The organism is Gordonia sp. YC-XJ4 (genome assembly GCF_059511865.1).
The window spans coordinates 2,593,176-2,613,777 of sequence record NZ_CM183447.1 but is presented as its reverse complement, the minus strand read 5'-3'; the positions used below and the strand labels follow the sequence as shown (position 1 = coordinate 2,613,777).

Annotated in this window: 19 protein-coding genes, 7 tRNA genes and 1 riboswitch; of the genes, 16 read left to right on the top strand and 10 right to left on the bottom strand. The window is 68.0% G+C overall.

Annotated features, from left to right (window positions below):
• Window positions 1–73 precede the first annotated feature (73 nt).
• Both AC5ZH6_RS11585 and AC5ZH6_RS11580 read right to left on the bottom strand, forming a co-directional pair.
• Window positions 74–844 (bottom strand): DUF8168 domain-containing protein, encoded by a 771-nt coding sequence (locus tag AC5ZH6_RS11585; protein ID WP_288337282.1) that lies wholly within the window; start codon window positions 842–844, stop codon window positions 74–76.
• Between the two features lie 73 nt (window positions 845–917).
• Window positions 918–992, bottom strand: a tRNA-Val gene (locus AC5ZH6_RS11580).
• Between the two features lie 254 nt (window positions 993–1,246).
• Between AC5ZH6_RS11580 and AC5ZH6_RS11575 the strand changes: the two genes are divergently transcribed.
• The 10 genes from AC5ZH6_RS11575 to AC5ZH6_RS11530 all read left to right on the top strand — a co-directional run bounded on the left by AC5ZH6_RS11575 (window position 1,247) and on the right by AC5ZH6_RS11530 (window position 5,420).
• Window positions 1,247–1,319 (top strand) — tRNA-Gly (locus AC5ZH6_RS11575).
• 21 nt (window positions 1,320–1,340) lie between these two features.
• Window positions 1,341–1,414 (top strand) — tRNA-Cys (locus AC5ZH6_RS11570).
• A gap of 18 nt (window positions 1,415–1,432) precedes the next feature.
• A tRNA-Val gene (locus AC5ZH6_RS11565) sits at window positions 1,433–1,507 on the top strand.
• 132 nt (window positions 1,508–1,639) lie between these two features.
• Window positions 1,640–1,712, top strand: a tRNA-Gly gene (locus tag AC5ZH6_RS11560).
• Between the two features lie 22 nt (window positions 1,713–1,734).
• A tRNA-Cys gene (locus AC5ZH6_RS11555) sits at window positions 1,735–1,808 on the top strand.
• An 18-nt stretch (window positions 1,809–1,826) separates the two neighbouring features.
• Window positions 1,827–1,901, top strand: a tRNA-Val gene (locus tag AC5ZH6_RS11550).
• A 112-nt stretch (window positions 1,902–2,013) separates the two neighbouring features.
• Window positions 2,014–2,110: riboswitch (TPP riboswitch) on the top strand.
• Window positions 2,099–2,872, top strand: a complete 774-nt coding sequence (locus AC5ZH6_RS11545) for a 3-oxoacyl-ACP reductase (RefSeq protein ID WP_271355639.1) — start codon at window positions 2,099–2,101, stop codon at window positions 2,870–2,872. It overlaps the preceding riboswitch by 12 nt.
• 8 nt (window positions 2,873–2,880) lie before the next feature.
• On the top strand, window positions 2,881–3,510 hold the full coding sequence (locus AC5ZH6_RS11540) for a class I SAM-dependent methyltransferase (protein ID WP_014359865.1): 630 nt from the start codon (window positions 2,881–2,883) through the stop codon (window positions 3,508–3,510).
• Window positions 3,511–3,769: 259 nt separating this feature from the next.
• On the top strand, window positions 3,770–4,339 hold the full coding sequence (locus tag AC5ZH6_RS11535; RefSeq protein ID WP_020171458.1) for a GNAT family N-acetyltransferase: 570 nt from the start codon (window positions 3,770–3,772) through the stop codon (window positions 4,337–4,339).
• Between the two features lie 70 nt (window positions 4,340–4,409).
• Window positions 4,410–5,420 (top strand): phosphotransferase family protein, encoded by a 1,011-nt coding sequence (locus AC5ZH6_RS11530; RefSeq protein WP_288338102.1) that lies wholly within the window; start codon window positions 4,410–4,412, stop codon window positions 5,418–5,420.
• 19 nt (window positions 5,421–5,439) lie between these two features.
• On the opposite strand, the gene AC5ZH6_RS11525 is transcribed toward AC5ZH6_RS11530, so the two are convergent.
• From AC5ZH6_RS11525 to zapE, 3 genes are all read right to left on the bottom strand, one after another.
• Window positions 5,440–6,630 (bottom strand): acyl-CoA dehydrogenase family protein, encoded by a 1,191-nt coding sequence (locus AC5ZH6_RS11525; RefSeq protein WP_020171460.1) that lies wholly within the window; start codon window positions 6,628–6,630, stop codon window positions 5,440–5,442.
• The gene (locus AC5ZH6_RS11520) at window positions 6,627–7,049 is read right to left on the bottom strand and encodes a DUF6285 domain-containing protein (protein ID WP_211545083.1); all 423 of its coding nucleotides are present in this window, start codon (window positions 7,047–7,049) and stop codon (window positions 6,627–6,629) included. Before AC5ZH6_RS11520 ends, AC5ZH6_RS11525 begins: the two co-directional genes overlap by 4 nt.
• 143 nt (window positions 7,050–7,192) lie before the next feature.
• Window positions 7,193–8,206, bottom strand: a complete 1,014-nt coding sequence (zapE, locus tag AC5ZH6_RS11515) for a cell division protein ZapE (RefSeq protein WP_014359860.1) — start codon at window positions 8,204–8,206, stop codon at window positions 7,193–7,195.
• A 36-nt stretch (window positions 8,207–8,242) separates the two neighbouring features.
• Between zapE and AC5ZH6_RS11510 the strand changes: the two genes are divergently transcribed.
• From AC5ZH6_RS11510 to msrB, 4 genes are all read left to right on the top strand, one after another.
• Window positions 8,243–9,007, top strand: a complete 765-nt coding sequence (locus AC5ZH6_RS11510) for a dihydrofolate reductase family protein (protein WP_265077910.1) — start codon at window positions 8,243–8,245, stop codon at window positions 9,005–9,007.
• Between the two features lie 22 nt (window positions 9,008–9,029).
• Window positions 9,030–10,688 carry an alpha/beta hydrolase gene (locus AC5ZH6_RS11505; RefSeq protein ID WP_265077909.1) on the top strand — a complete coding sequence of 553 codons (1,659 nt, stop codon included), beginning with the start codon at window positions 9,030–9,032 and terminating at the stop codon, window positions 10,686–10,688.
• 84 nt (window positions 10,689–10,772) lie between these two features.
• Entirely contained in the window at window positions 10,773–12,044 is a 1,272-nt protein-coding gene (locus AC5ZH6_RS11500; RefSeq protein WP_006371122.1) for a glycosyltransferase family 87 protein, read from the top strand.
• A gap of 42 nt (window positions 12,045–12,086) precedes the next feature.
• Window positions 12,087–12,536, top strand: a complete 450-nt coding sequence (msrB, locus tag AC5ZH6_RS11495; RefSeq protein WP_006371123.1) for a peptide-methionine (R)-S-oxide reductase MsrB — start codon at window positions 12,087–12,089, stop codon at window positions 12,534–12,536.
• On the opposite strand, the gene AC5ZH6_RS11490 is transcribed toward msrB, so the two are convergent.
• The 4 genes from AC5ZH6_RS11490 to hemE all read right to left on the bottom strand — a co-directional run bounded on the left by AC5ZH6_RS11490 (window position 12,533) and on the right by hemE (window position 16,420).
• Window positions 12,533–13,171: an FMN-binding negative transcriptional regulator gene (locus AC5ZH6_RS11490; protein WP_079929562.1), complete on the bottom strand. Its 639-nt coding sequence runs from the start codon at window positions 13,169–13,171 to the stop codon at window positions 12,533–12,535. The genes msrB and AC5ZH6_RS11490 overlap by 4 nt on opposite strands.
• A gap of 33 nt (window positions 13,172–13,204) precedes the next feature.
• A complete protein-coding gene (hemQ, locus tag AC5ZH6_RS11485; protein WP_211545085.1) occupies window positions 13,205–13,900 on the bottom strand; it encodes a hydrogen peroxide-dependent heme synthase in 696 nt (231 codons plus the stop codon).
• Between the two features lie 64 nt (window positions 13,901–13,964).
• Window positions 13,965–15,359: a protoporphyrinogen oxidase gene (locus tag AC5ZH6_RS11480; RefSeq protein ID WP_211545087.1), complete on the bottom strand. Its 1,395-nt coding sequence runs from the start codon at window positions 15,357–15,359 to the stop codon at window positions 13,965–13,967.
• On the bottom strand, window positions 15,359–16,420 hold the full coding sequence (gene hemE / locus AC5ZH6_RS11475) for a uroporphyrinogen decarboxylase (RefSeq protein ID WP_211545089.1): 1,062 nt from the start codon (window positions 16,418–16,420) through the stop codon (window positions 15,359–15,361). Before hemE ends, AC5ZH6_RS11480 begins: the two co-directional genes overlap by 1 nt.
• A 132-nt stretch (window positions 16,421–16,552) precedes the next feature.
• Between hemE and AC5ZH6_RS11470 the strand changes: the two genes are divergently transcribed.
• Both AC5ZH6_RS11470 and AC5ZH6_RS11465 read left to right on the top strand, forming a co-directional pair.
• Window positions 16,553–17,197: a DUF3000 domain-containing protein gene (locus AC5ZH6_RS11470; protein ID WP_288338100.1), complete on the top strand. Its 645-nt coding sequence runs from the start codon at window positions 16,553–16,555 to the stop codon at window positions 17,195–17,197.
• Window positions 17,194–18,480: a ribonuclease D gene (locus AC5ZH6_RS11465; protein WP_288338099.1), complete on the top strand. Its 1,287-nt coding sequence runs from the start codon at window positions 17,194–17,196 to the stop codon at window positions 18,478–18,480. The genes AC5ZH6_RS11470 and AC5ZH6_RS11465 overlap by 4 nt, the downstream gene beginning before the upstream one ends.
• A 116-nt stretch (window positions 18,481–18,596) precedes the next feature.
• On the opposite strand, the gene dxs is transcribed toward AC5ZH6_RS11465, so the two are convergent.
• The gene (dxs, locus tag AC5ZH6_RS11460) at window positions 18,597–20,588 is read right to left on the bottom strand and encodes a 1-deoxy-D-xylulose-5-phosphate synthase (protein ID WP_288338098.1); all 1,992 of its coding nucleotides are present in this window, start codon (window positions 20,586–20,588) and stop codon (window positions 18,597–18,599) included.
• Window positions 20,589–20,602 lie beyond the last annotated feature (14 nt).

Genomic DNA, 20,602 nt, shown 5'->3' with positions numbered 1-20,602 from the left:
GAACCACGCAACTGGCACCAGCACGGCCGCCCACTTCGAGGCCGATCGAAACAGCGGCGGCGGTGTTGTCGTCTTAGCTCTGGCCGGCCTCAACGGCGCGGAGGTTGGGTAAGTAGTCCTCGATGTACTTGGCGATCACGTCCCGAGTCCAGCGGAGCCACATGATTCGGTCGTCGTGCGAGAGGACAAGACTCTCTCCGTGGCGACGCGCCGTCGCCAGCTTCGTGAGCGGGTCCATCCTAGCCTTCGACGTGCCAAGGGCGGCGTGCATCCGGCTCCACGACGGTCCCGTCTTATCGCCATCCTCAGGTTGCAGAAACTCATGGCGCAGGCATTCGATGGCGCGGTAACAGTAGAAGGCGGTATCGATCGAGAGCCTCAGAGCCATCCGCATGTCGGCGAGCGCGTGCCTCACGTTCGCGTTCTGGCCCACGGCGGCGAGGTACTTCCCTAGTAGTTCACCTTCGACCCGCTCACCTTTGACCCGCGCGAATGCAGTAAGGGAAGTGTGGCTACCGACGACGGCAATCTCGTCAGCTCTACCCGTGGTCATCTCGACCTCCAGCGACGCCGCCAGAACAAAACCGAGCGAGTCAAGCACTGACCTGACCGACGCTTCGACCTGGTACCAGATCGGATTGAGCCAGATGGCGTCACTGTCCGCATCGCCCTTGCCGATCTCGTAGTCGTCCTCGAAGGTGACGCGCACGTTCAGCGCGGAACGGTAGAAGAACACTTCCACCCGACAATCACCGCTATCCACGGTGACGGGATGGTCCAGACACCAGCTACCCGCTTGCGGGTGAATCAGACCGGTGAAGAGGATGTTGTGCTCGCGGCTCACTGGCGATGAATCCCTTCACCACGACCGCGATTCCGGGTCGATGTTGTGCAAGACACCGGATAACGTTCTGACCTGGTGGTCCCGGCTGGGATCGAACCAGCGACCTCCCCGGTGTGAACGGGACGCTCTTCCACTGAGCCACGGGACCGTGTTTCCGGCGCTCGGGGCGCCGGTGCACGAGGCAGAAGATTACACGCCGGTGACCCGGTTGCCAAAATCGCACCCACCGCGCGTCCCATGCCCAATCCGCGGAACCCGTCCGCGCACCCGCGCCCGACCGAGAACCCCACCGGCCATACACGCCCACGTCCCCGACCAGGCGATTTGGTATCTCCGTAACGTTCGGATAATGTTCTGTCCCGCATCGCGAGCACAAGGTCCACAAGATCGCTCGCGAAGCGTGCGGATGTAGCGCAGCTGGTAGCGCATCACCTTGCCAAGGTGAGGGTCGCGGGTTCGAATCCCGTCATCCGCTCGGTGCGAGTCGACTCGCTCTGGTGGTGTGGCCGAGTGGTGAGGCAACGGCCTGCAAAGCCGTGCACACGGGTTCGATTCCCGTCGCCACCTCCACCACCAATTTCATATCCCGCGCGATTAGCTCAGTGGGAGAGCGCTTCCCTGACACGGAAGAGGTCACAAGTTCAATCCTTGTATCGCGCACCACGAGAAGCCCGCCGGAACCCCGGCGGGTTTTCTTCGTCACGACTCTTTTCGCCTGCGCATTTGGCGTATCGGCGAACGATCGAATATGGTTGCGCAGCACGTCGCGAGTGGCCTGGTCCACTCGACGAGCATGCGGATGTAGCGCAGCTGGTAGCGCATCACCTTGCCAAGGTGAGGGTCGCGGGTTCGAATCCCGTCATCCGCTCGGCGCGGGGCAACTCGCATAGGGTGGCGTGGCCGAGTGGTGAGGCAACGGCCTGCAAAGCCGTGCACACGGGTTCGATTCCCGTCGCCACCTCCACCACCAATTTCATATCCCGCGCGATTAGCTCAGTGGGAGAGCGCTTCCCTGACACGGAAGAGGTCACAAGTTCAATCCTTGTATCGCGCACCACCACAAGCCCGATGTGACGACCCGCTGCACACAGCGGGTCGTTTCTTTCCTCCCGACGCGAGCCGTCGACGGCCCCGGCCCTTGCCTCATGAGCGCGCATACGATCTGATGTCATTCGGACACGGGGTGCCGGCAGTCGGTCGGCTGAGATCAGACCCGTCGAACCTGCCCCAGTTCGCACTGGCGAAGGGATGATCATGTCTGGCGCACTTCCGATCTCCGATCACGTGGTCGTGGTGACTGGCGGCGGTCGCGGCCTCGGTGCCGAGATCGTCCGCGCGGTCGCTGGGCAGGGCGCACGGGTCGTCATCAACTACCGCAACAGCGCCGACGCCGCGCGGGCGCTGGCCGACGAGATCGGTGACCGGGCGGTGGCGATCGCCGCCGACGTCACCGACAGAGCTGCCGTCGACTCCATGATCGATTCCGCCACACACCATTTCGATCATCCCATCACGGCGGTGGTCACCAACGCGCTGCCCGACTACTCGTTCGACGGCGACGCGCGATCCCACGCCGACGACCTCACCTGGGCCGAGCTCGATGCACAGTTCCGCGGCATCGTGGGCGGCGCGCTCACCACAGTGCAAGCCGCTCTACCCGGTTTGCGTGCCTGCGGGGCGGGTCGCATCGTGACCATCGGAACCAATCTGGTGCAGAACCCGGTGGTCCCCTACCACGACTACACCGCCGCCAAGGCTGCGCTGCTGGCCCTGACGCGCACGCTCTCGCACGATCTCGGCCCCGACGGTATCTCGGTCAACATGGTCTCCGGCGGCCTGCTGCGCACCACCGACGCCAGCGCCGCCACACCCGCGGAGGTCTTCGACGCGATTGCCGCTTCCACTCCGCTGCGGTCGGTGACCACACCTCGCGAGTTCGCCGACGCGGTGCTCTTCTTCCTCTCACCATGGTCGCGTGCGGTGACCGGGCAGAACCTGGTCGTCGACGGCGGGCTCGTCAAGAACTGAACCACGCGGTGACCGAACAACCCGGCTATGACGCGTTGGCATCGCTGTATGCAACGACGTTCCCGACGGCCTTCACCACTGCACTGGAAAAGCAGGTCGTCGACGCCTTCATCGACACCGCGCGCACAAGCGCCGAGTATCCGCGGGTCGTCGACGTCGGATGCGGAATCGGCCACGTGGCAGCGCATCTCGCGGCCTCAGGTTGTCTGGTCAGCGCCGTCGACCCCAGTTCGGCGATGCTGCGGATCGCGCGGGACACCCACCCCCACATCGACTTCCGGCACGGTGATGCGCTCCTCGCCGACGTCGACCTGTCGGAGGTCGACGCGTTGGTTGCGCGTTTCAGCCTGATCCATCTCTCACCCGACGACGTCGGTGAGGTCCTCACCTCCTGGCGGCGTCGGCTCGCCCCGGGCGCGCTGATCCTCGTCGCCACGCAGAGCTCCGATGAACGCGGTGCACACGAGTTCGACCACGCGGTGGCACGAGCGTGGCGCTGGCACCCCGACACACTGGCCGGCACACTCGTCGACGCCGGATTCGTCGAGTTGTGGCGCACCGTCTCCCGCCCTGGACCCGGACACCGGTTCCCTGAGGTGCACCTCGTGGTGGCCGTCCCGCCCGACCGAAGTCCCTAGTCGCAGCTCGTACCGCGGTCTAGGGTTGTATGCATGATGAGCAATATGAGTGCCCCCACCTGTGACAACCCCGATTGCACCTGTGGCCCGGACTGCAAGTGCGGTGAGAACTGCACCTGCGGAAAGAAGTAGCGCTTGCAGTCGACCCCTTGCACGCAGAAGCCGCGCAAGGGGTTGCGCGCTGCCCGGACCCGGTAGCGTTCGGTACATCCTGGCGCCCGAGAGGAGAAGTCGGCCGGTGTCTGCCCAACCTGAGCCCATGACGGTGACCGTGCAGGTGGTCACCGATCCACGATTCGCCGACGAGGTGGCAGCCGTCGCTGCCGCGACCTTTCCGCTGGCCTGTCCCCCGCACTCGGCCCCGGCGAACATCGACGCATTCATCCGCGACAACCTCGCCCCCGCCGACTTCGCCGAGTACATCGATGCTCCCGAGTCCGACGTACTGCTCGCGCGAACCGACGACGATATTCCGGTCGGCTACGCCCTTGTGCATCATCGCGAACCCACTGATGCCGACGTCGCCGCCGTCATCACCGATCGACCGTCCTCGGAGGTCTCCAAGATCTACGTGCTGCCCGATCATCATGCGCGTGGACGCACGCAGTCGCCGTCGAGGTTGTTGATGGAGACGGCGATCGAACGTGCCCGGGCCCGCGGCGCGGCGTCGATCTGGCTGGGCGTGAATCAGGAAAACGCTCGGGCACAACGGTTCTACGCCAAGATGGGGTTCACCCGTGCCGGGGTGAAGACCTTCGACCTCAATGGCAGCGTCGAACACGATTACGTGCTGAGCCGACCCGTGCTGAGCCGTCCACTGGACGTGTGAGCCGGACCGGTCAGACGCACTGATCCCCCGATAACCGCCGTCGTGTCGCACCGGACTCTACACTCAACCAATGTCTTCCTCTGCCGCAACGACTCCCGACCCCGACCCGGGACACGCCGATGCTCGGGTCGCCGCAGGCCTGGCCGACGTTCTCCGGGAGTGCACCGGCGCGGGAGCGATCGAGATCGGTGATCTCGTGCGCATTCCGGCCGGGGCCTCCCGGCAGACGTGGTCGTTCGTCGCGACGATCGACGGCGAAGCACGACGGCTGGTCCTGCGGCTCGATCCACCCGGCGGACGCGACGCATCGTCACTGCTGCGCGAGGCAGCACTCATGCGCGCCGCGGGTGCCGTCGGGGTGCCGTCGCCCACGGTGATCGCCGAGGGCCTCGACCACCCCGACATCGGCGGCGATTTCGTCGTGATGAATCACATCGACGGCGCGACCATTCCGCGAAAGATCCTGCGCGACCCCGAATTCGCCGACGCACGCGCTGCACTCACCGGCCAGCTCGGTGCGGCGTTGGCGGCGGTGCACTCGATCGACGTCGACGTGGTTCCCGGGCTACCCGAGGACGATCCGCTGGCCGCTTGGCGTCCCGAACTCGACGCCGCCGACCGGGTCTTCCCGACCTTCGAGTTCGCGCTGTCCTGGCTCGAACGCCACCGACCCCCGACCGCCGGACGCACCGTCACCCACGGCGACTTCCGCATCGGCAACGTGATCGTCGACGGCAACGGGCTTGCCGCGGTTCTGGATTGGGAGCTCGCCCACATCGGTGACCCGCTCGAGGATCTCGGCTGGATGTGCGTGAAGGCCTGGCGATTCGGCGGCGCGGGGATGGTCGGCGGGCTCGGCGGACTCGACGAGTTCATCGGCGCCTACGAGGCCGCCGGCGGAGCGCCCGTCGACCGGGAAGCATTGTTCTGGTGGCAGGTCTACGGCACGCTGCGCTGGGGCATCATCTGCCTGCACCAGACCCAGCGGCACCGCACGCGCACCAGCCGCTCGGTGGAACTGGCCGCCATCGGCCGCCGGGTGTCGGAGAACGAGTGGGAATTGTTGTCGCTCATCGGATGAGGCGAAAGGGCAGGCCTCCTCAGCGCAGCCCGAACTCCCAGTTCCCGCCGTTGCGGTACTCGGTGAGGATGCGCCGCCCCACCGTCGAGATGTGCACCTCGTCGGCGCCGTCGTAGATCCGCGCGAAGCGGGCGTTGCGATACATCTTGCCCAGCGGGGTGTCGTCGGTGACGCCCGCGGCCCCGTACACCTGCACGGCACGGTCGATCACGTTGTGCAACATGTGCGCACCGAAGACCTTGACCGCCCCGATGTCCACGCGGGCCTGCTCCCCGCGATCGATCTGCTCGGCCGCCTTGAGGGTCAGCAAACGGCTTGCCTGGATCTCGGTGTAGGAGTCGAACACGTGCTTCTGCATCAGTTGTTTGTCGGCGAGCGGTTCGCCGAAGGCGCTGCGTCCGATCAGCCTGCGGCACATGAGGTCGAAGGCCCGTTGTGCCTGTCCGAGCCAGCGCATCGCATGGAAAATGCGGCCGGGCCCGAGCCTTTCCTGCGCGATGACGAAACCATTGCCACGCTCGCCGAGCAGATTCTCCGCAGGCACCCGCACGTCGTCGTAGTCGACTTCGAAGTGATGCCCGGAGAACCCGAGAACCGGTGTGTCACGCACGATCCGGTAACGCGGGTGATCGGTCGGGACGATGATCATGGAGAACGCCCGATGGCCGGGGGCGTCGGGCTCGGTACGGCACATCACGGTGGTGTAGGCGGCCTGGGCGGCGCCGGTGGTGAACCACTTGCGGCCGTTGATGACCCACTCGTCGCCGTCGAGGACCGCGGTGGTGCGCAGTCCGGTCGGGTCCGATCCTGCGACGTCGGGTTCGGTCATCCCGAAGCTCGGCGAGATCTCGCCCCGCACAAGCGGTTCGAGGTAGGCATCACGCCATCGGGCGGATGCATGGCGGTTGAGCATGATCGAGTCCTGCAATGTCCAGGTCCCCAGCGCCAGTTGTCCGTACTCACTGCGGCCCTGGACCTCGTTGACGTAGACGTAGTCGAGGAATGGCAGACCACCACCGCCGATCTCGGTGGGATGTCCCAGCGCCCAGAGGTTTCGGCGCTTGGCCTCGGCGCGGAGCTCGGCCATGATCGCGTCCGCGTCGGGACCGCCTGCGTCGAGTTCGGGCTCACGCGGCTCGACGAGTTCGACCATGAACTCGTACACCGCATCGCGCAGCGGCCGTACGTGTTCCGGCACTTCGAAGGTCATGCATCTCCGATCAGAGAGGGATTGTCCACGCGCAGTTTGGCTTCCACTGCAGCGCGCAGTACGGCGGGAATCCGCGGGTCCTCCGGGACGAATCGTCCTTCGCGTAGCCCTGCGACGAGTTCGGTGGCGTCGGCGCACCCGAGCGTGGCGAGGTCGGCGTGGAAGCGTTGCGCCGGCTCGGCACCGGCCGCGAGTTGACGTTCGACGATGGCCACCACGTTGCCGGCGACACGAGCGTGGAATCGGGTACTGCCCGAGGTCTCGGCCATCACCTGTCCGTGCAGGAACTCCCGCACCGACTCGAGGAGCTCGGTCATGGTGGGCAGGTCGTAGAAGTCGTCGCCGGACGCCGCACCCGACGACGAGTCACCGGACGTGGCCACTGCGGCCTCGGCGTGCTCGAAATCCTTGTTCTGCAACGCCTTCGACCTCTTCCCCGTCGGTGGACTCAGGCCCTTGCCATGCTAGCCACGTCGACGGGGTGTGGTCAACGACACACTGGAACAAATCCGGAGAAATGTTCCGATGCCGTTGCCCCCACGGCCTGTGTCAGACCCTTCTGTCACACCGCCGACTCGGCGAATCGCGACAGCGCCAACAGACGCGACGTCGCACGCAGGTACTTCTTGCGGTAGCCACCGGCCAGCATTTCATCGGTGAAGATCTCGTCGAGCTTGGCGCCGGACACCGTCACCGGGATGTTCGCGTCGTAGAGGCGGTCGGCGAGCACCACGATCCGCAGCGCCACCGACTGATCCTTGGCCGGATGCACCCCACTGATGCACACCAGTGAGACGCCGTCGACGAGTTCCTTGTACTTCGACGGATGCAGCTTGGCCAGGTGCGCGCACAGCTCGTCGAAATCGTCGAGGGTCGCCCCCTCGGTGGACTCGGCCAGCGCGGTGAGATCCTCGGTTGAGCGCGGCTCCGGTGCGGGCGGCAGGTCACGGTGTCGGTAGTCGGGGCCGTCGACACGGATGGTCTCGAAGATCGCGGACAGCTTCTTGATCTCCCGCAGGAAGTCCTGCGCGGCGAATCGGCCCTCGCCGAGCTGGCCGGGCAACGTGTTCGACGTCGCGGCGATCGAGACACCCTTGGCGGTGAGCTCGGTGAGCAGACGCGAGACGATCATCGTGTCGCCGGGATCGTCGAGCTCGAATTCGTCGATGCACAACACGTTCTGCTCCGAGAGGCGCTCGACGGCGTTCATGAAGCCCAGGGCTCCGACGAGGTGGGTGAGTTCGACGAACGTGGCGAACGATTTCGGCGCGGGCATGGCGTGATAGATCGACGCCAGCAGGTGGGTCTTGCCGACGCCGAACCCGCCGTCGAGGTAGAGGCCCACCCCCTGCGAGGTCTGCTTGCGGGAGAACAACCCCTTCTTGCCGCTGCGCGACTTCTTCGCCCGCTCGACGAAGTCACGGGCCTTGGCGACCGCCTCGGCCTGCGACGGTTCGTTGGGGTCGGGGATGTAGGAGTCGAAGCTCACCGAGTCGAAGGTGGACGGCGGAACCATCTCCTCGATCAGCTGCTCGGGAGAGACCACCGGATTCCGGTCGGATAGACGTGCCACCATGGTGGGCAGCCTAGTCACTGCCGACCATGAGGAATGATGCTCTACCAGCATAAAGCGACCCAGGTCACATCCGGAGCGCCCGACGAGACCCAGAATCTGCGCGAACTCGCGCGCTTCTACCCCTACCCCGACTCGCTCGATCGTCCGTTCGTGCGCGCCAACATGGTTGCCTCCGTCGACGGCGCCTCCTCGGTGCAGGGCCGTTCGGGCGGGCTGGGCGGCCCCGGTGACCGCGCGATCTTCCGCCTCCTGCGCGGGCTCGCCGACGTCGTGGTGGTCGGCGCCCGCACCGCCCTGGCCGAGGGTTATCGGCAACCCACACCCGACGAGGCGTTCGGCGCGATACGCGCCGACCAGGGCCAATCGCCCGCCCCGATGCTGGCTCTGATCAGCAATTCACTGTCGATCGACCCTGACTATCCGCCGTTGGCCGATCCCGCGACCGTGGTGCTGACCTGCTCCGACGCGCCGGCGCAGCGTCGTCGCACACTGACCGATCGCGGGGCGACGGTGGTCGACTGTGGCAGCGAGGCCGTCCGCATCGGTCGGGTGCTCGATCACCTTGCGATCCTCGGACGGCCCCGCGTGCTCTGCGAGGGCGGACCCACCCTCCTCGGGGCGGTCGTCGCCGAGGACCTGCTCGACGAACTGTGCCTGACGACGAGCCCGACGATCGTCGCCGGCGACACCGCGCGAATCGTCACCGGCCCCGCCCTGCCCGAGCTCGCGCAGATGCGTCCGGGCCATCTCCTCTCCGACGACGACGGGTACGTCTACACCCGGTGGACCCGGGCGAGCTGACCGATTGGCTACGCTCGCCGTCATGGCCTTGGCAAGACGTGGCCCGGTGTTCCGGGGACGGTCGCACACCGCACCGGCACGAGCGAGATCGGGACGCGCCGGCCGGTCGTGGCGACGGTCCGGCGTCTCCGTCGCGGCTCTCGTGGCCGCGGTGACGATCGGCATCTCCGCGTGCGCCATCGGCCCCGATCCCGGTCCGGCCCTCGTGCCAGGCGGTGGCGGCAACGGTGGTCAGACCGCGCCCGCGTCGTCGAGTGCCCCGGCGAAGGCACCGGAGCTGCGCGCCCCGGCCAACGACCTGCCGTGGCAGGACTGTGCGGCCAAGGTCTCCGGCGATTACGGGGCCCCCGCACCGAACGGGCTGAGGGTGCAATGCGCCACGCTGGCCTCCCCGGTCGACCCGGACCGGTCGCAAACGACGCTCTCGCTCGCCCTGACCCGCATCACCTCGCCCACGACGCCCGCGGACGCCGCACCCCTGGTCCTCACCTCCGGGACCGACATGCCGTCGTCCCGCGCGCTGTTGCTGCTGGCCTCCGGCGCGGGCCGCAGCCTGCTCGACAAACACCCGGTGGTGGCCGTGGACCGGCGCGGAATCCCGCAGAGCACACCGTTGGACTGTCTGACCCGCGCCGATCGCGCCGCGTACGCCGACAACGGCCTGACCCGCGGAGCATCTGAGGATCGCCGTATCGGCGACCTGGCGTCGGCGGCCTCCGACGCCGCCGACGCGTGCACCGAGACCCTCGCCCCCGACCAGCTGGCGTTCGGTGTCGGCGCGGCCGCCTCCGACCTGGAGACCCTCCGCAAGCGATGGGGCGTTCCCCAGCTCGGTCTGATCGGGGTCGGCGAGGGCTCCGACGTCGTCATCGGCTACACCGCGCTCTACGGCGGCCGGTCGGGGCGCATCATCCTCGACACTCCCACCCCGTTCGGCGCCAACGCCCGCGACACCGCCGCCGCCGCGGCGACCGGCGTCCAGGCCGCGCTCACCACCTTCACCCAGCGCTGCGCCGCCCTGGGCAGCGCGTGCGCCCTGGGCTCGGGCGGCGCCGCCACGATCGCCGACGTCCTGAGCAAAGGGCGCACCGGCGACCTCGGGGCTCTGTCGGACACCCAGGCGCTCGCCGGGATCACCACCGGTCTCGCACTGGCCGCGGATTCACCCGACGGCATCGGTGGCGTCGCCTCGGCGATCGCCGCCGCCGATCGTGGCGACACCGACGCACTGTCCGACCTCGCCGATCAGGCACAGTCGCTACGCCTGACCGACGGCCAGATCGTCGGCGACTGCAACGACGTGACCGGACCGGTCAGCCAGAACGAGATCGGCGGCCTGATCAGCACCTGGTCCAAGGACAATCCGCTCACCGGCACCGATGCCGCGCTGTCGCTCATGCGCTGCAACGGCTGGTCCGCGGGCGAGGCGGTGACCCCGCCGAGCAGTTTCCCGGTCGCACCGCTGATTCTCGACAATCCGGGTGACCCGATCAACGGCGGAACCGGCGCCGACGCCCTCGGCGCACTGTTCACCCGCGCATCCACCTCACCGGTCACGGTCAGTTGGAACGGTCTGGGCTATTCCGCACTCGCCCGTAGCAGCTGCGTCGCCGATACCGTTGCCGACTACGTCGCCTCCGCACCGCTGGGCGGCCCGTCGGAACGGGGCTGCCCGAGCTGACGCAGTCGTCGGCACGCACGTGCCGGAACCGGCACCACCACCGGCCGGTCGAGACCGGCACCATGCACGTAGTACGGTTCGCGGGTGGCCATTCTCGACAGGTATCTCTACCCACAGATGCCGGCTCAGCGCATCATCCCGATGGTGCTGTGGCCGATCACCTTGATGATGATCTTCCAGCGGTCGGTGATCCTCGGGGTCAACGGTGACCGCACCGACGACTTCAAACCCGTCTACAACGCCGCCCTGGCATTCCTGAACCGCCGGGCGGTCTACGGCGAGAACCTCAACACGGTCGATCCGCACTACCTGTATCCGCCGTCGGGCACCCTGCTGATGTCCCCGCTGGCGGTCATCGACCCGGAACGCTCACGGTGGCTGTTCATCGCGGTCAGCGTCGTCGTGCTGATCGTGTGCGCCTACCTCATCACCCGGCTGTTCGGCTTCGGCGCCCGAACCTGGGTGATGCCCACCGTGCTGTTCTTCTTCTTCAGCACCGAAACCGTCGCGCACACACTGATCTTCACCAACTTCAACGCCTTCGTCCTGCTGGGCCTCCTCGGTTTCCTGATGCTGATGTTGCGCCGACAGGACTGGTGGGCCGGCGTACCCATCGGGCTGACGCTGGCGGTCAAACCGGTGCTCGCTCCCCTGCTGTTGCTGCCGCTGCTGGTGGGTCGATGGCGAATCCTGGTGACCGCCATCGGGATTCCGTTGGTGCTGAATCTGGTCGCATGGCCGGTGTCGGCGGATCCGACGTCGTTCCTCACGCGCACGGTGCCGTACCTCGGCGAGACCCGCGACTACTACAACAGCTCGATCGGCGGAAACGGCGCGTATTTCGGTGTCGCCGACTGGCTCGTGCTGCTCCTGCGCATCGCATTCACGGCGATGGCCGTGTTCGCACTGTGGTTCCTCTACCGCTACTACCGTCGCACCAACGAATTGCTCTGGCTCGCAACCTCTTCCGGGGTGTTGCTGTGCACCACGTTCCTGGTGAGCTCACTCGGGCAGGGCTACTACTCGATGCTGTTGTTCCCGCTGCTGATGACCGTGTTCATCCCGGGCTCACCGATGCGCAACTGGCCGGCCTGGCTCGGTGTCTACGGCTGCTTCACCTTCGACGCGTTCTATTCGGTGCGTTGGGATGCCCTCGGCAGACAGCTCGAATACAACAAGGTCACCTGGGGGTGGTCGTTGCTGATGATCGCGGTGTTCTGCTCGCTGCTGTTCCGATATCTGGACATGCGCCGCGACGGCGTGGCCGGTAGCTGGCGGGACTTCTCCGCGCCGGAGCCGCCTGCCGACGATCAGGGCGAACCGGTCGGTGCGCCGGCCCCGTCCGCTGCCCGATAGACCGTCCTGGCGGGCGATGGCCGCACCTCGTACGGTGGAATCATGACCGACACCCCCGCCCGCAAGGACGTGCAGGACCCGGCCGAACTGGCCGATCTCACCGATGACCAGTGGCGCGAACGCCTCACCCCCGCCGAGTACCGGGTGCTGCGCCAAGCAGGTACCGAGGCGCCGTTCACCGGCGAATACACCGACACCACGAGCATCGGGGTCTACCGCTGCCGGGCCTGCGGACACGAATTGTTCCGCAGCGAGCAGAAATTCGAGTCGCACTGCGGCTGGCCGTCGTTCTTCTCACCGCTGGCCGGCGACGCGATCATCGAGCGTTCCGACGACTCGCTGGGCATGCGCCGCACCGAGGTGCTCTGCGCCAATTGCGGCAGCCACCTCGGGCATGTGTTCGCCGGAGAGGGCTATGACACCCCCACCGACCTGCGATATTGCATCAACTCCATCAGCCTGACCCTCGAACCGGAGGACGACGGGGCCTAACCGTCCCGCCGGTCGGCGGACCGGCGCGCAATCCGGCGTGCCATGGCCTGATCGGCCGCGATCGGCGAGCGTGACAGGTGCTCGACGACGCTGCGCCGATTGCGTTCGGGCTGATTCTGCGACATCTTCGCCTTGCCCGCCCACCGAGTGATCGACAGTTCGACGCCGACGATGGCCGACAGCTGCCTGTCGATGAACTCGGCGGGGGCATCGGTGACCGCCCACGGTTGGTCCCGCGAACGCTCATGCAGCTCGGTCAAAGCCGACACCTGTCGGTGCAGCCAGTCGTGCTCGGTGTGGAAACGAAGTCGCCCGTGCACATGCACGGTCTCGTAGTTCCAGGTCGGCACCACCCGGCCGGTCTCGGCCTTGGTGGCGTACAGCGACGGTGAGATGTAACCGTCGGAGATCGGGAAGATCGCCACGGACTCCGTCTGTGTGGTGGCCTCGCGCCAGTGCGGGTTGGCCTTGGCCATGTGCCCGAGCAGCCGGGCGTTGGGCCGGTCGTAGATCAGCGGCAGCGGCGTCACGACGAGACCTGAGGCCCCCACCGACACGAGCTGGGCCAGTCCGGGGCCGTCGAGAATCTCGGCGATCTGCTCGTCGGAGAGCGCGAAACCGGGTGGAACGTACATGAGCTCGGACTACCTCGTCGGGTGCGTACGCGCTCAGGGCAGCGCGTCGACGAGGGCACCCGGCTCGACGCGGGGCCCGGTGAAGAACGGCGTCTCCTCACGCACGTGCATGCGGGCCTCGGTGGCGCGCAGGTCGCGCATCAAGTCGACGATGCGGTGCAACTCCGGTGCCTCGAAGGCGAGCAGCCATTCGTAGTCACCGAGCGCGAACGACGCGACGGTGTTGGCGCGGACGTCCTTGTAGCCGCGGGCGGCCATGCCGTGGTCGGCGAGCATCTTGCGGCGTTCCTCGTCGGGCAGCAGATACCACTCGTAGGACCGGACGAACGGGTAGACGCAGATGTAGTTGCCCGGTTCCTCACCGGCCAGGAAGGCCGGGACGTGACTCTTGTTGAACTCGGCCGGACGGTGCAAAGCGACGTTGCTCCACACCGGATCACTCGCCCGGCCCAACGGCGTCTCGCGTCGGAATCGGTTGTAGGCGGCCTGCAGATCCTCGAGCTTCTCCGCATGCCACCAGATCATGTAGTCGGCGTCGGCGCGCATCCCCGACACCTCGTACACACCGCGCACGACGACGGCGGAGTCGTCGAGGGACTTGAAGAAGTCCGTCACCTCGGACTTGACCGAGTCGCGGTCGTCGCCGAGCTCACCCGGGCGCACGGCGAACACCGAGAACATCAGATAGCGGATCGTCGAATTCAGTGCGGCATAGTCCAAGCGGCTCATGCACCCCATGGTGCCACCGCAGGCGGGACCGCCGACACCCAGGTCGCAAGGCCCATCCGGGCCCTCAGCCGAGAGCGGCGAGGATCACCTCGGCGGCCCGACCGGCCGTTGCGATACACGCCGGCACGCCGACCCCGGCATACGAGGAGCCGGCCAGCGCCAGTCGCGGCGGCAGTGCGTCGAGCACCCCGGCCATCCGGTCCAGGTGTCCGGGTGCGTAACGGGGCAGCCCGCCGTCCCATCGCTGGACGCGGACCTCGAGCACGTGCTCCGAGGGGGCGCTCACCCCGGCGGCGACACAGATCCGATCCAGATCGGTCAGCGCCCACGACCGCAGGGACTCGTCGATACGGGGATCGTCGGCGGGGTCGGCCACCGGGTCGCCATAACGGCCGAACGAGGCGCGCACCGACACCGCCGCACCGTCACCGCCGACGTGCGCCCACTTCTGGGAGGACAGCGTGAATGCCTTGGGCCGCAGGTCTTCTCCGGTCGCCACCAGCACGCCGGAGTGGTCGGGCAGTGCCGTGCCCGGCGCCAACGCGATCGAGACCACCACCGACGACGCCGGCTCGACCGCCGCGAGGGTCGCGACGAACTCATCGCCGATCCCGGCGAGCAGGCGGGCCGCCGTCCATGCGGGCACAGCGAGAACGAGGCCGTCGTAGTCGGCGTCGGTTCCGGACTCGGTGCCCACCCGCCACCGATCGCCGTCGGCGTGGACGGCGACGACCTGTCGATCGGTGCACAAGGCCGGCCGCGCGGCAGCGGTGAGCGCGTCGACGAGCACCCGATAGCCACCGACGAGTGTCCCGAACACCGGGCCACCGGTACCGACCGGATTGAGTAGCCCACCGACGGCCGCCGACAGGTTCGGCGCGCCCGCGTCGAGTCGCGCGGTCAGCGCCGGGATCGCTTCGCGCACACCGATGTCGGCGGCCAGCGACGAGTACACGCCACCGAGCATGGGATCGACGCTGCGCGCGACGACCGATGCGCCGAACCGGTCGGCCACCAGATCACCGACCGCCACGTCGTCGCCGGGCCGCCACGCCAGGGCGCGGTCGGGTTCGGCGGCGATGCGGGCGAGGTCGGCGGGATCGGCCAGGCCCGCCATCACCTCTGCCGTGGCCGGGATACCCATCAGGGCGGGGGCGGGCATCGGATGCAGCCGGCCGCCGGCCCAGATCGCCGGGCGGCGGGGCGTCGGCGAGACGACCCGATCGGCCAGACCGAGCTCGTCGACCAGCGCAACAGCCTCCGGCCGGCGCACGATGAACGCTTCGGCTCCGACGTCGGTGGCCTGCCCGGCGACGTCTACGGTGTGCAGCACGCCGCCGAGCCGCTCGCGCTGTTCGTAGAGGTCGATCGTGGCGTCGTCGCCGAGTGCGCGACGCAACCGGTAGGCCGCGACCAGGCCGGAGACTCCCCCGCCGACGATCGCGACCCGCGCCGGCATCAGAGGGTGTGGATCAGCTCGACGGCGCGGGTGAGCACGTCGGGATCGGTGTCGGGGAGCACGCCGTGACCGAGGTTCACGATGTGGCCGATCGCACCCGCGGCCACGGCCCGGCGGCCGTCGTCGAGGACGCGTCGGATTTCCTGTTCGACGACGGCGGGGCCGGCGAACAGCACGGTGGGATCGAGGTTGCCCTGCACGGCCTTACCCGGCCCGACGCGGTGTACCGCCTCCTCCAGCGGGACCCGCCAGTCGACGCCGATGACATCGGCGGGCTCGGCCATCGCCGCGAGCAACTCACCGGTGCCGACACCGAAATGGATTCGGGGAACGCCATATTCGGCGAGCTCGGCGAAGACGCGATCGACGTGCGGGGCGACGAAGGTGCGGTAGTCGGCCTCCGAGAGCGCACCGGCCCACGAATCGAAGACCTGGACGGCATCGACCCCGGCGTCGAGTTGCACCTGCAGGAAGGTGATCGTGATGTCGGCGAGCCGGGCCATCAGCGCATGCCAGGTGTCGGGATCGCCGCGCATCAGTGCCTTGGTGTGGACGTAGTTGCGACTCGGGCCACCCTCGATGAGATAGGAAGCCAGGGTGAACGGAGCACCGGCGAAACCGATCAGCGCGGTGGCCTCGTCGAGCTGATCGAGGATCTTGGTCACCGCGCGCGCGACCGCACCCACCGCGGCCGGATCCAGCCGCGGCAACGACTCGACGTCGGCGGTGCTGCGGATCGGCGCGGCGATGACCGGTCCGGTACCGGCGACGATGTCGAGATCGACCCCCGCCGCCTTCAGCGGCACCACGATGTCGGAGAACAGGATCGCCGCGTCGACATCGTGACGGCGCACCGGCTGCAGGGTGATCTCGCAGACGAGATCGGGGTCGAAGCACGACTCGAGCATCCCGATCTCGGAGCGGATCGCCCGGTATTCGGGCAGCGATCGCCCGGCCTGCCGCATGAACCAGACCGGCCGGCGGGCGGGCGACTCCCCCCGTGCGGCGGCAACGAGCGGCATACGGGAGTGACTGCGGCGGGTACCAGGTGCGTGCGACATCACCGATCACTCTGCCATGCGGTGGCCCGTCGGCAATCGCGCGGTCGGGCGTGCTCGCGGGCCGCCCGGTGGTGACCATCACCACGGCGCGCCTCCGACGCCCGACGTGGTCTCCGTCATACCGTCGGGGGCGTGACCTCCTCCGGAGCTCCGATGGAGCCTGCTGACTTCCGCACCGCGGTCGAGTCGCTGCATTCCGCGCGCATCCGGCGCGAGATCGAGGTCGGGCCGATCCGTCCCCCGCAGCGCCTCGCCCCCTACAGCTACGCCGTCGGCGCCGAGGTGCGCCCACCGGACTCACCCGACGACCTCGACATCGACGCCGACGGCCAGGGCAGCGCGTTCGGACGGCTGATCCTGCTCTACGATCCCGACGGCCAGGACGCCTGGAACGGGACGATGCGGCTCGTCGCCTACATCCAGGCCGAGGTCGAGGCGGCGCTCGCGATGGACCCGTTGCTACCCGAGGTCGCGTGGAGTTGGTTGTCCGACGCGCTCGGCGTCCCGGCCGGCCAGACCGCCTCGGACGGCAATGTGCACGCCAGTTCCGGCGGCCGGGTGGAGGTGACCGCACTCGGCGGCACCGTCACCTCGACGACGTCGGTCCGCTACGGCGACATCGCCGGCCCCCCACGGGCTCATCAACTCGAGTTGCGCGCCTCCTGGACCGCGCCGACCGCCGACGGCCTCGGCGGTCACCTCGAGGGATTCTGCGAGGTGTTGTCGTCGGCGGCGGGTCTGCCGCCGGTCGGGGTCACCGAACTCGGGTCGGCGTGAGCGACGCGGACCCGACCGGAGCCGCGGAGGAGCCCGAGACGGACTCCCCGCCCGTCACCCCCCTGTTGGCACCGCGTGAGGGGGTGCCGCCGGTCCTGTCGTCGGCCGCCCACTTCGCCGATGCGGCACAACGATTGGCGGCGGGCACTGGTCCGGTCGCGCTCGACACCGAGCGGGCATCGGGCTACCGCTACTCGCAACGCGCCTATCTGATCCAGATCCGCCGCACCGGTGCGGGCAGCTTCTTGCTCGACCCGATCGAAGAACCCGAGGCACTGCGGCCGGTGATCGACGCACTCGCCGAACCCGAATGGATTCTGCATGCCGCCGACCAGGATCTGCCCTGCCTACGCGAACTCGGATTCGACGCCACCACACTCTTCGACACCGAACTCGCCGGCCGGCTGCTAGGGCTGACCAAGGTCAATCTGGCCGCGATGGTCGAGCAGTTCCTCGGACTCGGATTGCAGAAGGGCCACGGGGCCGCCGACTGGTCGAAGCGACCACTGCCCGCGGACTGGCTCAACTACGCCGCACTCGACGTCGAGGTACTCATCGAGTTACGCGACGCGATGGACGCGGCACTGCGCGACGCGGGCAAAAGCGACTGGGCGGCCGAGGAATTCGCGTATGTGCTGCGCCGTCCACCGTCGCCGCCGCGCACCGATCGCTGGCGGCGGACCGCCAACATCCACACCGTCAAGACCGCCCGGGGGCTGGCCGCGGTCCGCGAATTGTGGTCGGCACGTGAGGACATCGCGCAGCGACGCGACGTCGCGCCCGGTCGGGTGCTGCCGGACTCGGCGATCATCACCGCCGCCGCTGCCGCACCGTCGACCACCGAGGAGCTGACCCGCCTGCCGGTCTTCGGCGGGCCGCGGCAACGACGACAGGCCGGGATCTGGCTCTCGGCCCTGCTACGGGCACGCGACCTGCCCGACGCCGAACTCCCGCCACGCAAGACACCGACCACCGGTGCCCCGCCGATCAGCCGATGGGATCAACGCAACCCGGAGGCCGCGGCACGCGCGAGCGCGGTCCGGCCGCTGGTCAAACAGATCGCCGAGGAACACACTCTACCGCCGGAAAACCTGCTGACACCCGACCTTGTGCGCCAATTATGTTGGGAGGGAATCGATCCGCCGATCACCGAGGCGGCGGTCGACGCCCGACTGGCGGCCGGCGACGCCCGCGACTGGCAGCGTGCGCTGACAGTTGGCCCGATCACCGCAGCGCTGAACGAGGCCACGTCGACCACCTCGCCGTCGCCGGACCACAGCTGACCCGCGAAACCGATCTCGCACCAAAGAACGCGTGCCACAGCGCTTGTCGCCGTGGCGGAGGCGATCCCGAACCACCGCCGGCCGAACCACTGCCGGCCAAACTACTCCGGCGCGGTCTACTCCGGGTCGGGGCCGTCGACCTCACGCAGCGAACGATCCGCACGCGACGCGTCGAGTCCGGTGTCGGCGAACTCGTGACGGTCGAGCCCCGGGGTCACGTGCATCCCGGAGACGGTCGCGGTGATCGATCGCGCCAGATCCTGCGCGGTCAATCCCAGCTCGGCGAGGATCTCCCCGCGTGAGGCGTGGGCGATGAATTGCTGTGGGATACCGCGGTTCTGCACCGGAACGGTGACCTCGGCGATACCGAGCGCGGTCGCCACCGCCGACCCCACCCCTCCGTGGACACCACTGTCCTCGAGGGTGACCACCAACCGGTGCCGGCCGGCGATCTCGGTGATCGACGCCGGAATCGGGAGCACCCACCGGGGATCGACGACGGTGGCCTCGATGCCCTGACTGCGCAGCCGTTCGGCGGTGTCGAGGGCCAGCGAGCAGAACGCCCCGACCGCGACGATGAGTACGTCACCACCGATCGGTTCGGCCGACGGGGTGCCCCGACGCAACACATCGACTCCGTCGTCGAGACGCATAACAGCGCGGATATCTTCGGGCACAGCACCTTTGGAGAATCGCAGTGCAGTGGGCCCGTCGTCGACGGAGAGCGCCTCGTCGAGTTCTTCGCGGAGCCGCACGGCGTCGCGGGGGGCCGCAACCCGCATCCCGGGGACCATCGCGAGCAGCGAGAGATCCCACATCCCGTGATGACTCGGCCCATCGGGACCGGTGATCCCCGATCGGTCGAGGACCAGCGTGACCGGCAGCTCGAGCAGCGCGACGTCCATGAGCAGTTGATCGAATGCACGGTTGAGGAACGTGGAGTAGATCGCGAGCACCGGATGCAGACCACCGAGCGCCAGGCCGGCCGCCGAGGTCATGGCATGCTGCTCGGCGATCCCGACGTCGAACATCCGGTCGGGATACTTCTCACCGAACGGTGTCAGTCCCGTTGGACCGGGCATCGCGGCCGTGATCGCCACGACGTCCTCGCGGGCGGCTCCCGCCTCGACGAGTGCCGCGGAGAACACCGACGTCCAGTCCTGCGGTGCCACGGACTTCGCCCGGCCGGTCACCGGATCGATGACGCCGGTGGAGTGCATCTGGTCGGCCTCGTGGTTCTCGGCGTGCGCGTAGCCCATGCCCTTGCGCGTGACGGTGTGCACGATGACCGGTCCACCGAATGAACGGGCCTGCGTGAACGCCGATTCGAGCGCCTCGACGTCGTGGCCGTCGACCGGGCCGACGTACTTGAGGCCGAGGTCGGTGAACATCTCCTGCGGCGCGAGAAGGTCTTTCAGACCGCTCTTGACCCCGTGCAGAACGGCGTAGGCCGGGTCGCCGACCACCGGCAACCGTTTGACCACGCGCCGGCCTTCGTCGAGGACCCGCTCGTAACCGGGTTGCAGCCGCAGCCCGGACAGATGCCGGGCCAGCCCGCCGATCGTCGGCGCATAGGACCGGCCGTTGTCGTTGACGACGATCACCACGCGACGATCTGCGGCGGCGATGTTGTTGATCGCCTCCCAGCACATCCCGCCGGTCAACGCCCCGTCGCCGACCACCGCGACGACCGTCCGGTCGCCCTGACCGGTCAGCGCGAACGATTTCGCGAGCCCGTCGGCATAGGACAGTGCCGCCGAGGCATGCGAGGACTCCACCCAGTCGTGCGGGCTCTCGGACCGCTCCTGATAGCCGGTCAACCCGCCGCGCTGCCGGAGCGAATCGAAGCCCTCGCGTCGCCCGGTGACGATCTTGTGGACGTAGCACTGGTGGCCTGTGTCGAAGATCACCGGGTCGATGGGCGAATCGAACACACGATGAATGGCCAGGGTCAGCTCGACGACACCGAGATTGGGCCCGAGGTGACCGCCGACCGCCGACACCTTCTGGATCAGGAACTCGCGGATCTCGCCCGTCAGCGCGGTGACCTCTGCGTCCGACAGCGTCCGCAGGTCGGCTGGTGAGTTGATGCGCTCCAGCAGGCCCATCTGATCCTCCATCA